Below are 14733 nucleotides of genomic sequence, written 5' to 3'. Positions count from 1 at the left end.
ATTATGGCACTGAAAAAGAGTATGTCCCCTGAAGAAAGAAAAGCGCTGTTAAGTGAGGCCCATAGAATCAATTACCGCTTAAGGTCTACTTTCTTTTACCGAAAACTTCATGAGTATAACACTTATACGTTTCCTGAAACGATCCAAAAGCTGATTCCCTTGTCTGAAGATTATGACTGGACGAAATATAAGTCCTGGGGCATAACAAAAGAAGCATTCGAGCAGATTAAGAATTCGAATCTGAGTTTGATACAGGTATTCTCTCATCCAAGAATCCTAAGAGAACATCCCGTTCTGATAGCTTACTACAGAAATGTTGCTGCGCTTTCCCAAAAATCCGTAAGCTATCTAAGCGGAGTTCACACAATGAGGTTTGAGCTTGGAGAGAAAAACAACCTTTCTGAAGTGCAGGCAAAGGAACTATCTAAGCTGTTTAATGAGCACATCTCTTTGATAATTGAGAGTGCCCTTGAAGACTTTAGCACTGAGCATATCAAAGGTCTTTTGTTTGCATCGACTGGCGCTCAGATAGATGGCTCATGGAGAAATGCGATAGGAGATGAAGCTGAAAAAGTGGTGCAGAAGTTGCTAATCAAAGAAGCGATTGATTTATGCAAACTCACTGCATTCATGCTAAGGGACAATCATTCAGGAATTGAGGAGTTCGATAAGAAAAAGGCTAAGTCTCAACTAGACAGGATTAGAGAGTTCAAAGGATTTACACTTAGCAACAAAAGATCAGTAATATTTTCAAGTGAGCCTGATGTTTCGATAATAGATAAAGATGGTTCCACTATAGCAGTTATTGAGGTAAAAGGCGGTGCTGATCCTGCGGGTGCTTTGGAACGATATGGAGCCGCAAAGAAATCATTTGAAGAAGCAATAAGGCAAAATCGGGAAGTCGTTACAATCTTTGTGGCAAGCTGCATCACCTCAGAAGTTGAGGAAAGAGTCAAGAAAGACAAAACGATAAAACACTTTTACAACCTCACTGCCCTTCTGACGCATGAAGACCAAAGAGAAGAATTCCTGAAGCACATTTTCAGAAAGCTACTGAAGTGTTAGTTTGGAGAACGCCCCCCCTTACGTTGTGCTTGCTCCGTAGAAGAGCGGGTTTTCGAATTGCGTATAACAACTGTTTAACGAACTTTATTCTCCTTTGCCTCAACTTTTATGAGTATTAACGAAATAGCATTGTAATTATGGATGAGTTCGAGAGGCTTGTTGTCGAGCTTGATTCCAGGGGATTTAGCCCTAAGACCAAGAAAGCATACCTGTTCTTTGCAAGGGACTTTGCAGCATACGTACGGAAAAATATTTCTGGGGTTAATGGAGCGGACGTAAAATCTTATGTGGCCTACCTCATTGAGAAAAGAAAATATACCAACCTGACTGCAAACCTTGCGATAAGCGCTCTTAATTTCTGGCTTGGAGATGTGCTGAAGACAAAATCCTGCTTGGGGTTAACAAGGCCAAAAAGGGAGAAGCGCCTCCCAGCAGTTTTGTCAAAGGAGGAAGTTAAAAAGATCATAAGCTCTACTGAAAACGCAAAGCATAAGCTCATTTTAAAGTGCCTTTACGGGCTGGGCTTAAGGGTTTCTGAAGCGGCTAACCTCAAGGTTTTTGACATAGATTTTGACAGGGACATGGTTAAGATTGTTTCAGCAAAGGGAAATAAAGACCGCTATGTGATGCTCCCCCAAACTCTCAGGGAAGACCTGGCTAATTATATTGGCCTCTACAAGCCAGAAACCTATCTTTTTTCGGGAAGGTCCGGAAAATATCCGGTAAAGACGATACAGAAAGTCTTTGAGAACTCCGCGAGGAAAGCCGGAATAAAGAAGAAGGCAACTTGCCATACACTGAGGCACTCTTTTGCTACGCACTTGCTTGAAGGGGGAACTGACATAAGGCTGATACAAAAGCTTCTTGGCCATGAGAATATTTCGACAACCCAAATCTATACTCACGTAAGTTCGGCATCAATAAAAAGCATAAAAAGCCCTATCGATGATCTCTAGTTTGCTAGCAAAGCAGGGCTATATATAGTTTAAAGCCCTTCTAACATTTGTATGGAGAATTTCAGATTATCTGCCTCTTTTAAGCCGGCGGGCTCACAGCCGCAGGCTATAGAGGGGCTTGTCAGGGGACTTGAAAATAAGATGAGGTGCCAGACTCTCCTTGGAGTTACGGGGAGCGGCAAGACCTTCACGATGGCAAACATCATCAACAGGGCGCAAAGGCCCACCCTTATAATCGCCCACAACAAGACGCTTGCCTCACAGCTTTACACCGAGTTCAGGGAGTTTTTCCCAAACAACCGGGTGGAATATTTCGTCTCGTATTACGACTATTACCAGCCGGAGTCCTACATTCCCCAAAAGGACATGTATATCGAAAAGGACGCAAAGATTAACCAGAAGATCGAGCAGATGCGCCTCTCAGCAACCGCCTCGCTTCTTTCGGGGAGGGACACGATAATAATCGCTTCGGTATCCTGCATATACGGCCTTGGAGACCCGAAAAATTACGAAGGCATGGGGTTCGACTTACGGGTAGGGCAGAAGATACAGAGAAACGAGCTTCTAAGGAAACTAATCGACATACAGTTCGAGCGTAACGACGTCGAGCTTATGCCCGGAAGATTCAGGGTAAAGGGCGACACGGTTGACTTTATCCCGGGCTACTTCAAGAACATCCTAAGAATCGAGATGTTCGGAGACGAGATTGAGAGAATCAGGGAAATCGACAAGAACACGGCAACTCAGGTAACAGACTACCCCTCCTTTTTCGTCTTTCCGGCAAGGCATTTTGTGACTCCCCAGGACACTATAAGCCGGGCGGTTGACTCCATAAAAGCGGAGCTTGAGGCTCGACTGCCGGAGCTTGACCTTGTCGAAGCCCACCGGCTAAAGCAAAGGACGCTGTACGACCTTGAGATGATTCAGGAGACCGGCTACTGCAACGGCATTGAAAACTACTCCCGCCACTTCGACGGCAGAAAGCCAGGCGAGCCGCCTTACTGCCTTCTGGACTATTTCTCTGAGGATTTCCTTCTTTTCATCGACGAAAGCCACCAGACAATCCCCCAGCTTCACGCGATGTACAACGGCGACAGGTCACGCAAGCAGGCATTAATCGACTATGGCTTCCGGCTTCCAAGCGCCTTTGACAACAGGCCGTTAAAATTCCACGAGTTCGAAAAATTCATGAAGTCGGTTATTTTCGTCTCAGCTACGCCGGCTGAGTACGAGCTAAACCATTCCGGCCAGGTTGTAGAGCAGATAATCCGCCCGACCGGCCTTCTTGACCCCGAACTGGAAGTGAGAAAGACCGAAGGCCAGATTGAGGACGCTATGAGGGAAATCGAAAAGACAGTCAAAAAGGGAGAAAGAGTCCTTCTAACCACCCTTACCAAGAAGCTTGCCGAAGAGCTTACGGATTTCCTCGCCTCGAAGAAAATCAGGACAAGGTACCTCCACTCGGAAATCGACACCCTGGAAAGGACCGAAATAATACGCCAGCTTCGGCTTGGCGAGTTCGATGTCCTGGTCGGAATAAACCTCCTGAGAGAAGGCCTCGACATTCCTGAGGTCGGCTTTATCGGGATACTTGACGCCGACAAGGAGGGCTTTTTGCGGGACACAAAGAGCTTAATCCAGATTATCGGCAGGGCCTCGAGAAACGCAAGCGCCAGAGTCGTCCTTTACGCCGATAAGATGACCGACTCGATGAAGCGGGCGATAGAGGAGACGGAAAGGAGGAGGACAATTCAGATGGCCTACAACAAGCGCCACCATATCACGCCCAGGACCATAATAAAGCCCATACCGAAAGCCGAGACAAAGCTGAAAGGCACAAAGCACATCCCCAAGTCCGACATTCCAGGCATGCTTGTCGAGCTGGAAAGCCAGATGAAGCAGGCCTCAGAAGAGCTTGACTTCGAGAAGGCAATAGAGCTTAGGGACGAGATAAGACATTTGAAGGAAAGGTTGGCTTAGTTTCAGCCATCAGGCGGGCTTAAAAAGCCCATGAGGCGAGTTTACGCTTGAGGAAAGATATTACCAATAAGTTACTACTTGAAACTAGTGTATAAATATATATCTTGCATATTACCCCTATGGAAGGGAAGGTTTCAAGAGTGGTGGTCATAGGGGCGCACCCTGACGACTTTGAGATAGGGGCAGGAATGAGGATAATACACCATATCAGAAAGGGCGATTATGTTGTGGGGGTTCTCTGCACTGATGGCGAGAGGGGCGGAGACCCGCAAATAAGGCTAAAAGAGGCCGAAAGCTCCGCAAAGTCGCTAGGGCTGGCAAAACTGCACTGCTTCCACCTTCCAGACGCTAATCTTTTAGACCTCATTGCCGTAAAAGACATGCTTGAGAAAATTATCGAAATGGAAAAGCCCGATGTCGTTTATACCCATTTTCGCAAGGATACCCACCAGGACCATAGGACGGTCTCCAAGGCGTCATCGATTGCCTGCAGGAGGGTGCCGGTAATACTCAACTACAAGTCCCCATCGACAATAGTTTCTGAGTTTCATCCCCACCTTTTTCATGTCGGAAATGAGGAGGATATGAGGAAAAAGGAAGAAACAATAAAGCTTTTCAAGTCCCAGCTTGCCAAATACAATAACCTTGACTTAAGGAGGATAAAGATTGACGCAAGCTATTATGCCTCAACTCTGCAGCTTGGAGAAAACTTTTATGCAGAGCCGTTTTTTGCAAATCATTTTATCCTGAATTTTGATTAGGGTGGAATATGTCAAAAGTTATGTCTGCGCACCAGCCGAATTTTCTCCCATACCTGGGTTTTTTTGATAAGCTCAGGGCAGTCGATGAGCTTGGCAGCGAGCCGGGAGTTTTTGTAATAAGGGAAGACTGCCAGTATGTCGAGTCCGACTTTCATAACAGGAACAAAATCAGAATAAACGATGGCTGGATTTGGCTTAATGTGCCTATTGAGAAAAAGATGGCCCCCCTAAGCGCAATAAGGATAAAAAAGGACGCAAGGATAAAAAATGTCCCTTGGAACCAATATCACCTGAGGCAAATTGAGGCTAACTACAAGAAGTCGCCTTTCTTTGAAAAATTCTTTCCTGGCCTGAAGGAAATATATGAAAATCCCGGCGAAAGCCTGGCAGAATTCAACCTGAGACTGATAAGGTACCTTGCGGAATCTTTTGGGATAAAAGCAAAGATAATCCTGTTCTCAGAACTTCAAGGGGATATTTCCTCGACTTGCGCAACCAGGGCACTGATAGACATTTCCCGGGCTGTCGGAGCGGTAATCTACCTGTCCGGCGATGGAGGAAGGTGTTATATGGACCTGGGCTTGTTCAAGGATGTAGAGGTCAGGTTTCAGGATTATAAGCACCCGGTATACCCCCAAAGGTTTCCGGGTTTTGAGCCCTACATGTCTGCAATCGACGCGCTTTTTAACCTGGGCCGGCTTCCCGCTTCCGGGGAAATTATAGGATAAGGGGCCAGATAATGTCCCTATCTGCACTATTGGCGCTTCTTGCGGTCCCTTTTGCTGTGCTTCCTATAACGCTTACAATAGATGTTTTGACTTTGGCCTGCCATCATATCCGGGTCAAATCCAGAAAAATTTCCCTTAAGCCAAAGGGCACTGGCTACCTGAAAGGAGAGCTGAGGCCTTCAGGCAGGGTTAGCATTAGTGAGGCGGGAGAAGTTACTGTGGTAATTTCTGCCCACAGGGAATCAGGAATTATCGAGAAGTCGATAAGGAGTGTTCTTCGCCAGGACTACCCGATAAAGAACATCTATGTCTCGGACTCAAACCTGGATAACACCTGGGAAGAGGTTGAAAAGCTGGAGAACATCTTGGCCCGATTCAGGAAGGAGTTTCCTGCAATCTATTACTGGTCCAGGAAGGGCATAACCTCAAAATCAGAGAAGCTGAACGCCCTTGTAAGGGACCCCGGAGTAAAGCTGGGAGAGTATGTCTATTTTGTTGATTCAGGGCTGAAACTCCATTCCGGGACTATACGAAAGCTTGTAGAAAGCATTGAGTTGGAGGGGGCTGCGGCTGTAACCTCTTTTGGATATGTAAAACCTCCCAAAAACCGGGCCGCAAAATATTTCCACTTTGGAAAAGAATGGATTAACCGGATAAGCAAGTTCAGGAAGAGCGCCCAAAGCTACCGGCGGGGAGTTTTCGTCGTCTGCGGGGCTTCGTTTATGGTCCGCTCTGAGATTGCAAGGAAAATCCCTATACCCACGAACGTCCAGACCGAGGACACGGCATACACCTGGAAGATGCAGGAAGAAGGATACAAAATCAGCTTTGCGCCTGACGCAATAGTAAGCACGGGGGATGTCCCGACCCTTCAAAGGCAGCTGCGGCAAAGCTACCGGTGGTACAAGGGAACCTGGCAGGTGATATACACACGCAGGGGCATTTTTGGACCGAGGTCGAAAGCAAAGTCGCTGGCATACCTAAGCGTCCTTCCCGGCCTGATAGAAGCTACGGTGTATACTGTTGGGGTATTGCTTTTTCCGTTTCTCCTTTATTTTTATCCGCTTTACGCAGCATATTTTCTGATAGGGGATACTACACTTACCTTCGTCGCGCCGGTGCTTGGGCCCGCGCTTTCAGGGGACTCCAGGAAGATACCTTGGGAGCTTCTGCACACCGCGCGCCATTATCACCATATAATGGCCTTCAAGTTCCTTAGTTCCGCCCTTTGGATACTGTCCTTTTCCGGGGTCTTGCTGGAGGTTCTTACGGGAAGGAGCAAAAACTGGGGAAATAAGTGGTAACTCCTTGTAGATTTATGGATAGAAATATATAATGATGGTATAACTATATTATGGTGATTACTATTAAAACTGGAACCAATCATAGCGAAAAAGTGGCTTTTGTGAAGCTTACAAGAGAGTATTTTATCAGGCACGAGAAGGATTTTTTCGCGCTTGAGTGCAACTGGACCGCCCTTGGCGAAACTCCCTGGACGAGGGAGAACTTCCTTATGGAGATTCCCCTTAAGTGGAAACTAAGCTTTGCCGCTGAAATCGATGGGCGTGTTGTGGGCTATATTATTGGCTCCAGGTTTGACGAGGTTACGTCAAGGGTTAACAAGATTGTTGTGGGCTCAGAGCAACGCAGAACGGGAATTGGAAAAAAGCTGCTTGAGCTATATATCGAAGCATGCAAAAAGGAAGGCATACGGCGCCTTGAGCTTAAGGCCCTGACGGGAAACAATGCGGCAAATATGCTTTACGAAGGCCAGGGCTACACCAGGATGGGCACTGTCCCGGGAACCGATGGGCTTATGAGGGTGGTTTACGAAAGGTTTTTGGATTTGGGGGATAAAGAAATATGAAAGACGCCTATGGGGAGATGTTAAGGGAATTGGGGCATACCGAGACTTTGGTGTTTAGCATGGGAAACGAAAGCGAATGCCATGGCGGCGCATTGTATGAGGATACTGATTCTTATGTTGCAACTTCTGCTGCGATAGAGGCAGCGGAAAAAACGGGCGCGCGTTATGCCGGCCGCATACCTTACACGACAGACCGTGTCGGCGAAGCTGCCAGGGCCTGGATGCCAGCGTACCTTCCAGTTGAGGACTTCTACAGCTCCACTTTGGGCTTCCTTAAGCCGATTGTGGAATATTATCAGGGAATTTCCGGCAGGAAGCCCGAGGTGGTTATCGTTGCAGGCCATGGCGGCATCCCAAGGGAGCTTGAAACAGTCATACATGAAGCGCTTGGGGTGGATGCAAAGTGCGTTTTCCCCGGGGCGGATTTTGGAATGCACGCGGGCGACGAAGAGCATTCACTGATGGTTTACCTGGACTATTTCAGCAAGGAGGGCCTGGACGAGGTTCAGGAAACCGCCCAGAGGGAACCAAGGGAAGCGCTGGCCAGATGGCCTCAGCTTTTTGGGCTTTCCGGCTATTGGTACGATGAAGGAATTTTCGATGAGGTCAAGAAAAGGCATCCTTACGCTCTTGATGGCTTTGATATAGATGACTTCCAGATGCTCAGGAGGCCGGGGAAGGTTGAGCGGGTCGAGGCTTTTTTACAGGACAAAAACCTGCGCATCGATGCCCAGAAAGGCCAGAAGGCGTACGAAGGTTTTGTAAGTGATGTTGTTAAGGCAATTGAAAGCTAATTATGGGCGTCAAGTATGGCGAGATGCTGGCAAGGCAGAAGAACTCAAATGTTCTTGTCTTTAGCATCGGGAATGGCGGGGAAGCTCATGGGCCCGCGCTGTTTCATGATACCGATTCCTTTTTTGCCATGACTGCTGCAACTGATGCGGCCAGGAGAACGGGTGCAATTTATGCGGGGCACATTCCATTCACTACAGACGGGGTGGGAGATATCGCAAAATCCTGGGCGCCGGCATACCTTCCACTCGAAAAGTTTTACGCCCTGTCCCTTAAATTTGTGAAGTCCGTAGTTGAGGAAAATGCAAGAATACTGCAAAAGGGAAGCCTGTTTGGAGGGGAGGGCCTAAGGATAGTCATTGTGGTTGGGCATGGAGGAATCCCTGGCGATTTTGGAGGCATTATCCAGAAAAAGATTGGAATAGAAACTGCCTGCGTTTTTCCTGGGGAAGAATTTGGCATGCATGCTGGTGACGAGGAGCATTCTTTGCTGAAATACCTTGGGCACTTCAAAGAGGGGGGCTTGAGGGAAATCCACAAATTTGCAAAAGAGAAAGGCCCTGAAGAAGCCCTGAGAAGATGGCCTCCGTTATTAGGCCTTTCGGGTTTCTGGTTTCTCGAAGATAGCGAGAGAAAGTACGGAAAGGATTTTTGGGTGCTTGGAAGGTACGCAAAAGAAAGCCGGATACTGGATTTTTTGGCAGAAGGGAAAATTCACGTTGACAGCAGGAGGGGCAGGGAGATTTATGAGGGATTTATGGCTGAAGTTGTTAAGGCAATAGAAGGATAATTATGAAACGAATAATTCCCCACTCGAGGCCAACAATAAGCGAAGATGATGTGCAGAAAGCCGCCTCAAACCTTCGGGGAGGAAAAATCGCGACAGGGGAGGAAACAGGATTTTTTGAAAAAGAGCTTAGCAGATATATCGGGTCGCTTGGGGGAGTTGCGGTAAACTCCGGCACAAATGCGCTTTTTCTTTCGCTGAAAGCCCTTGGCATAAAAAAAGGCGATGAGGTTATTCTTCCAAGCTACGTCTGCGCATCAGTATTAAGTGCAATAAACCTTGCTGGCGCAAGGCCAGTTTTAGCGGATATTGAGGAGGAAGGATACAATATCAGCCCCGACTCGGTTGAGAGCAAAATTACTTCAAAAACAAAGGCAGTAATTGTCCCGCACATGTTTGGGTCTCCAGCAAGGATTGATAAATTCCTTAAGCTAAAAGTCCCGATAATCGAGGACTGCGCCCAGTCGGTAGGGGGAGAGTTTAAAGGAAAGAAGATTGGAAGCTTTGGAAAGCTGTCGATTTTTTCATTTTACGCGACAAAGGTCTTTACCACCGGGCAGGGCGGGATGGTGACAACCCACTCAAAAGAGATTCTTGAAAAACTCAGAGACATGACGCAATATGACGGGAGGGAAAGCTACCTCGTATCTTACAATATGGCAATGACTGACTTTCAGGCGGCCCTGGGAAGAAGCCAGCTAAAAATGCTTGGCTCTTTTATAAAAAAAAGAAGGGCCATTGCAGCCCGCTATGACAAGATTATTAAGGAGTTTGGGCGGGCGCCAAAAAGGGCTGAAGGGAGCATATGCTTCAGGTATGTTGTGGAGGTTGAAGACCCGGAAAATTTCATCGGGGAAATGGGCAGGAGAGGAGTGATGTGCGCAAGGCCGATTTTCAGGCCTCTCCACAGCTACCTTGGGCTTAATGCCAGGATTTTTCCAAATACCGAAAAGGCCCAAGGGAGGGCAGTCTCGGTTCCAATTTACCCTTCGATGTCAGAGGAAGAAATAAGCGCAGTGGAAACTTCCCTCAGGGCAACACGCTCTTTCCTCAGTAAGCCAATATAAGGCATTTTCTGCACAGTTAACATAAATATTATGGGGAGGTCAAAAAAATATTTTGGGCCATCAGGCAATATGCTTATTGTTCTGGGCGCAGCAATTGTTTTAGCAATAATTCTGTCAGTAGCGGCCCCAGTATTGGATTTAGATGGCGCAGATAGCAGCCCCGTTATTGTATTAAGGGAGGTACCGGAAGTTTCTGGCAGGTATGAAGTTTCCAGTGGCTGGACAGTTACTTCTTACCAAAACCTGGATGAGCGGCTGTACAGTGGGAAGAAGGTGGAGGTATTTGACGAGTTTGGAAATTCCCTTGGCTTTTACAGGGAGGACTTTTTGGAGCAGGCAATGGTGGACGGCTCTGGAAAAGGGGACGAAATAAATAACTCCGGGCAATACCTGCATTACGATTATCAGCTTGATGACGGAAAAACCTACTATCTGGAAAAACGTTCGATTGGGGCTTACCAAAATGAGCTTGTGCCCTGGACGGGGGATAAGCCAAGCGTTGCAGTAAACCCGCCGCTTCCAAAGGGAACTGAAATAATATTTCTGGACCTCGGTAAAGATTCAGCGAATAACGAGCCGTGGGTTAATGAGCTTTTGGAGTCAAAGGTTTTCCATACTGGTGACACTTTTCACGGCGAGAAAGGGAAGAAAATTGATGTCTATGTGGGGATGCAAAGCTCAGTTGAACAGGGCCCTGAATCATTTCTCATGAGAAATGTGACTATAATGGTAAGGTATCCTGGCTGAGCGGCTTAATACCTTATTTCATTTTCACTTATGAAAGAAAGGGCAGGATTTCGGGAATTGCTTATTCTGGCAATATTTGTGGTTTGCCTGTCTCCAGCAAATGCAGGGGAAACCTGCCAGTATGCGCTTTTCGCAGATGCGACAAGCGAGCTTTTAGGCCATGAGGCAAAATACGCAATAGGGGCTCCGGACTCTGACCTGGACTGCGGCACAGCGCCAATAGACCACGCTTCCTGGGAGAAGCAAAGCTGGAACCTTTCTGCGCAAATTGTCTTTTCGTTTAATGAGCCGGTTTACCCTGAGGGCCTTAGGATTTATGGAGATTATGACCTTTGCATCAATAAGATTTGGTTTTTGAGGGGGGATGACTGGTATCTTGTAGGCAAGGGTGTCGATGAAAGAGGGGTCGGCCGTAACTGCACAGTTAGATACGATTACGGGGAGCTCGACTTCAAGACAAGCAAGATAAAGGTTCAGCCCTGCGCCTGGGCTTGGTCTGCAATTGACGCGGTGCAGTTTTGTGGAAGCAGCGAGTCTTTCCCAAAAATCACTCCTGTAAGCCCGGCTCAGGATGCAATAATTGGCAGTTCTTCAGGCAATCTTAAGATAAGGGTGTCTACAGACATAGCTTCTGAGTGCGAGTTTAGCTTCAGTAGCGGCTTTGATTTTGGGGAGGGCCAAAAGATGGAGACTTTGGAGGGCAGGATTCATTCTTATGCGATGGACAAGCCCGCAAAAATGGGCGAAGTTTCTGTCTATTACAAATGCAGGGGAAAAAGCGGCAAGGAAAACCCTTATTCTGTGATGCATAGGTTCAGTTTCAGGGATTCAAGCGCACCCTTTATCCAGATATGCAACTGGCAAAACTGCTCTGAAGGCGCAGCATCGATTTCCGATGATGATGGCTACCACATGACTCTTGGGAGGGCTGAAGCGGTCTGCAGCAGCGAGCTTGAAAAAAGAGGGCTTAAGGGCACATACTTCCTTGCCTATACAGACAAGTACAATGAGTCAGATTGGGAACTATTCAGGAGGGTATATGAATATGGCCATGAGATTGGGGGGCACAGTAGGTACCACCTCTGCAGGTATGACCTGAATGAGACTTTTTTCAGGGAGGACAAGGAACTGAACCGCCAGGACATTATTGGTGGAATAGGCATGCCTCCAGAGGACCTGATTACCTTTGCCTGGCCATGCGGAGTTACCAACTCCAGGTACAAGCTATGGCTTTCAGACTACTATCTTTTTGCAAGGGGGTATTACAAGAACGTTATGGGTTCGAAAAATCCCGTGGACATGATGGAATTTAAGAGCATCAACTCGATTGGGTTTGGACAGCTCCCGCCAGACTATTATCTCCTTGCAGACACGGCAGAGAACCACCAGGAATGGATAAATTACGTGTACCACGACAGCTGCGACAATCCTGAGATTTTCGATTACCTTCTTGATAAAGGCCTTTGGGTGGACACCATTGGCTCGGTTTCAAAGTACATTGTGCAGAGAAATTCCGCCGGAATTGAGAATGTTGTCCGGGGCGAGGGTAGGATGGAGTTTGATGTTGTTTCCCCGCTTGACACCCGGATTTTTGATAAGGAACTTACCTTGATGATTTATACAGGAAACGAGGCCTGGGGGGATGTGATTGTGAACGGAAAACCTACCCAAGTAACAAGAGCCATAAAGGGCGGCAGGGATTACTTTTTGTTCAATATCCCGCCAGGAAATGCAGTCCATGTTGAGGTAATCGGCTTATCTCCAGACACTCCGTTATGCGGGGATGGAAAGGTTAATCTTGGCAGGGAAGAGTGCGATGACGGAAATGAAAATGACGGAGACGGGTGCAGCAGCAAGTGTAAGATTGAAGGTGAAAATAGGATATATATCCTCTCGTATGTCGGAAACATTGATGGGACTGCAGATAAGTCTTGGTATTACTTTTTTGACAATATCACCGCATATTACGAGAAAAACCAGATTCCTGTCGCATTCAGCTTTTTCCCTGAAAGCATGAAGCCAAACAATTACGAGTTTTCGGAAGTTTTTAGGAGGATGTACCTTGCCGAGAATATTGAGCTTATGCAAAAGGGGTACCGGATGGACGAATACGAAAAGCACCTTGAAACCCTTGACCCAAAGGTTCAGAAGTATATAATAGAGGCGGGAAGGCACACCTACCTGAACCGGATGAAGGCGATTCTTGGCAAAGACCCCGAGGAAATAAGTTTCCCAACAACCTATGTTGCCCCTTATGGCCGCATGAGCCCTTCTATCAGGAAGGCCCTGGAGGAGATGGGCTTTAGGGTAAGCTTTGGGGTCTATTATGTAGATGAGCTTGGGCCTGTCGAATCAACGGCAAATACTGATATGTACCAGTATGCAGTTAGCTTCACCCAAGACGGAAGCGCCGGAAGAAACACGACCTTCAAGACTTCTGACGAGATAATCGCCCAGGTCCTGTCTTATGACCGGGCTGACCTGCCGATGGTAAAGATAAACGGCAAGAAAGTAATTCCTCTATACGTTCACCAGCCGGATTTTGAGCACCCGGAAAATAATTCTGTAGTGGATGAGGAAAAATGGAAAATCTATACTGAGACCATTGAACGGCTTTATAATAACCCGAATGTAACCTTCATAACCCCAAGTGATGCCTGGGCCCTAAGGCACCCGGTATGCATCCCGACAGGGTTTTCGGAAAAAGAATGCAACTGGATAGATGATGACTGCGATGGGCGCATCGATGAGGAATGCGACCCGCACTCATACCTGTACAACTTTTCCTACTCGGAATATGGCCTGGGCTATGATGAGGACAAGTTTGGCCCCGAATATTTCCGAGATTATTTCAGAAAGGGAAGCATTATGGACAGGATGAGCATATTCGTTTATGCAATCTACGACTGGGCGTTTTATTCAACCAAAGGGGTTAGGGATAGGTTTTAGCCGGATGGGCGGTTCTGGATTATTCAGGTTTCCTTTAGAACCCTTCCTCTCCCCTGAAGAACTGCGCCCAGTCAATCTCGTAATATTTTTCAAGGCAAAGGGGGCAGACCGTCCACTCTTCCGGTATGAAGAGCTTTGCTTTCTTGTGGACAGGGCAGGAAATCGGCTTTAGGAGGCCGAGCCCTGTGAACTCAATTTCGATTTTGCCGCTTTCTATTGTGATTTCCCAGTAGCACCCAAGCCCTGGCTTTTCGTCGTGAAAGTCGTCCCTGTAAAGAAAGCCGAGGTTTATGTAATTCTTGTAGACAATCCCCGCGTGGACGTGTCCCTCTATGTGGAGGAGCGCCTCCTTTACGAATCTTTCGGCGCGGTGGGCAAGAAAAATCGTCCTTTCGTCGACAAGGTTGGGGTTTGCGGTTATGCAGATGCCTTCCCCGATTTCAATCTTGTCGTCGGAAACAAGGTTTGGGTATTTTGGCTCCGGCTCGACGTAGATGCCGATTCCAAACGGGTCAAATGACCTGTCCCGGTTTCCAAACACATAATAGCAGGGGGCTTTTAGCTTTGACAATTCCTTCATAGTCTTTTCATAGACTTCCTGGACCTCGTGAAAGCTCGAAAAGTCGCCTGCAAATATTATCGCATCGTACTTGTTGTTTTTAACAAGCTTAGTAAGGACTTTTACCGCCCCAACTTCTCCATGTATGTCCGAGAAAGCAAGTATTTTCATTTTTTTGCATTTTGCCCTAGGGGGCATAAAAGTATCTTGCAAAACCTTCTAAAGCCAAGATTCTGGAAAGAGCCGCCCTAAAAATGACGGGTAATACAATATAATATTGGAGAATATATGGGGTGGTTTCATTTAGGTGTATGAGCGCATATCCAGAAGGATCAGATTCGCCGTATGCCCCCAGGAATACGCACAGAAGAGTGAGAGATACCTCAACAAGAGGGGATTGCGGCGCTCCGGTGAAATATAAGTCAGGTTTTTAATCCTGGTGCCGGTTTGAATTTTAGATACTTTTCTCTTTTTG

13 protein-coding genes are annotated in these 14733 nt (G+C 47.1%); 12 read left to right on the top strand and 1 reads right to left on the bottom strand.

Features of this window, described 5'->3' with window-relative positions; translation table 11 throughout:
* Positions 1–3: 3 nt before the first annotated feature.
* The 12 genes from JW727_04675 (at position 4) to JW727_04620 (ending at position 13699) form a co-directional block, all read left to right on the top strand.
* A complete protein-coding gene (locus JW727_04675) occupies positions 4–1065 on the top strand; it encodes an XcyI family restriction endonuclease (GenBank protein ID MBN2095316.1) in 1062 nt (353 codons plus the stop codon).
* A 137-nt stretch (positions 1066–1202) separates the two neighbouring features.
* Positions 1203–2021, top strand: a complete 819-nt coding sequence (locus JW727_04670) for a tyrosine-type recombinase/integrase (protein ID MBN2095315.1) — start codon at positions 1203–1205, stop codon at positions 2019–2021.
* Between the two features lie 51 nt (positions 2022–2072).
* Positions 2073–4001 carry an excinuclease ABC subunit UvrB gene (uvrB, locus tag JW727_04665; protein ID MBN2095314.1) on the top strand — a complete coding sequence of 643 codons (1929 nt, stop codon included), beginning with the start codon at positions 2073–2075 and terminating at the stop codon, positions 3999–4001.
* Positions 4002–4120: 119 nt separating this feature from the next.
* The gene (locus JW727_04660) at positions 4121–4762 is read left to right on the top strand and encodes a PIG-L family deacetylase (GenBank protein ID MBN2095313.1); all 642 of its coding nucleotides are present in this window, start codon (positions 4121–4123) and stop codon (positions 4760–4762) included.
* 8 nt (positions 4763–4770) lie between these two features.
* Positions 4771–5490 carry a WbqC family protein gene (locus JW727_04655; protein ID MBN2095312.1) on the top strand — a complete coding sequence of 240 codons (720 nt, stop codon included), beginning with the start codon at positions 4771–4773 and terminating at the stop codon, positions 5488–5490.
* An 11-nt stretch (positions 5491–5501) separates the two neighbouring features.
* Positions 5502–6794: a glycosyltransferase family 2 protein gene (locus JW727_04650; protein MBN2095311.1), complete on the top strand. Its 1293-nt coding sequence runs from the start codon at positions 5502–5504 to the stop codon at positions 6792–6794.
* 50 nt (positions 6795–6844) lie between these two features.
* Complete coding sequence (locus tag JW727_04645) at positions 6845–7357, top strand: GNAT family N-acetyltransferase (protein MBN2095310.1); 513 nt, start codon at positions 6845–6847, stop codon at positions 7355–7357.
* On the top strand, positions 7354–8151 hold the full coding sequence (locus tag JW727_04640; protein MBN2095309.1) for a hypothetical protein: 798 nt from the start codon (positions 7354–7356) through the stop codon (positions 8149–8151). The genes JW727_04645 and JW727_04640 overlap by 4 nt, the downstream gene beginning before the upstream one ends.
* A gap of 2 nt (positions 8152–8153) precedes the next feature.
* Positions 8154–8939, top strand: a complete 786-nt coding sequence (locus JW727_04635; GenBank protein MBN2095308.1) for a hypothetical protein — start codon at positions 8154–8156, stop codon at positions 8937–8939.
* Positions 8940–8941: 2 nt separating this feature from the next.
* Entirely contained in the window at positions 8942–10003 is a 1062-nt protein-coding gene (locus tag JW727_04630) for a DegT/DnrJ/EryC1/StrS family aminotransferase (protein ID MBN2095307.1), read from the top strand.
* A 69-nt stretch (positions 10004–10072) separates the two neighbouring features.
* On the top strand, positions 10073–10750 hold the full coding sequence (locus JW727_04625) for a hypothetical protein (protein MBN2095306.1): 678 nt from the start codon (positions 10073–10075) through the stop codon (positions 10748–10750).
* 1161 nt (positions 10751–11911) lie between these two features.
* The gene (locus JW727_04620; protein MBN2095305.1) at positions 11912–13699 is read left to right on the top strand and encodes a DUF4215 domain-containing protein; all 1788 of its coding nucleotides are present in this window, start codon (positions 11912–11914) and stop codon (positions 13697–13699) included.
* A gap of 34 nt (positions 13700–13733) precedes the next feature.
* On the opposite strand, the gene JW727_04615 is transcribed toward JW727_04620, so the two are convergent.
* Positions 13734–14429, bottom strand: coding sequence for a metallophosphoesterase family protein (locus JW727_04615; GenBank protein ID MBN2095304.1), 696 nt, complete (start codon positions 14427–14429; stop codon positions 13734–13736).
* Positions 14430–14733: the final 304 nt, after the last annotated feature.

Source organism: Candidatus Aenigmatarchaeota archaeon, from assembly GCA_016932615.1.
Classification (GTDB): domain Archaea; phylum Aenigmatarchaeota; class Aenigmatarchaeia; order QMZS01; family QMZS01; genus JAFGCN01.
Note: the sequence above shows the minus strand (reverse complement) of the source record. Positions and strands in the feature narration are given on the sequence as shown.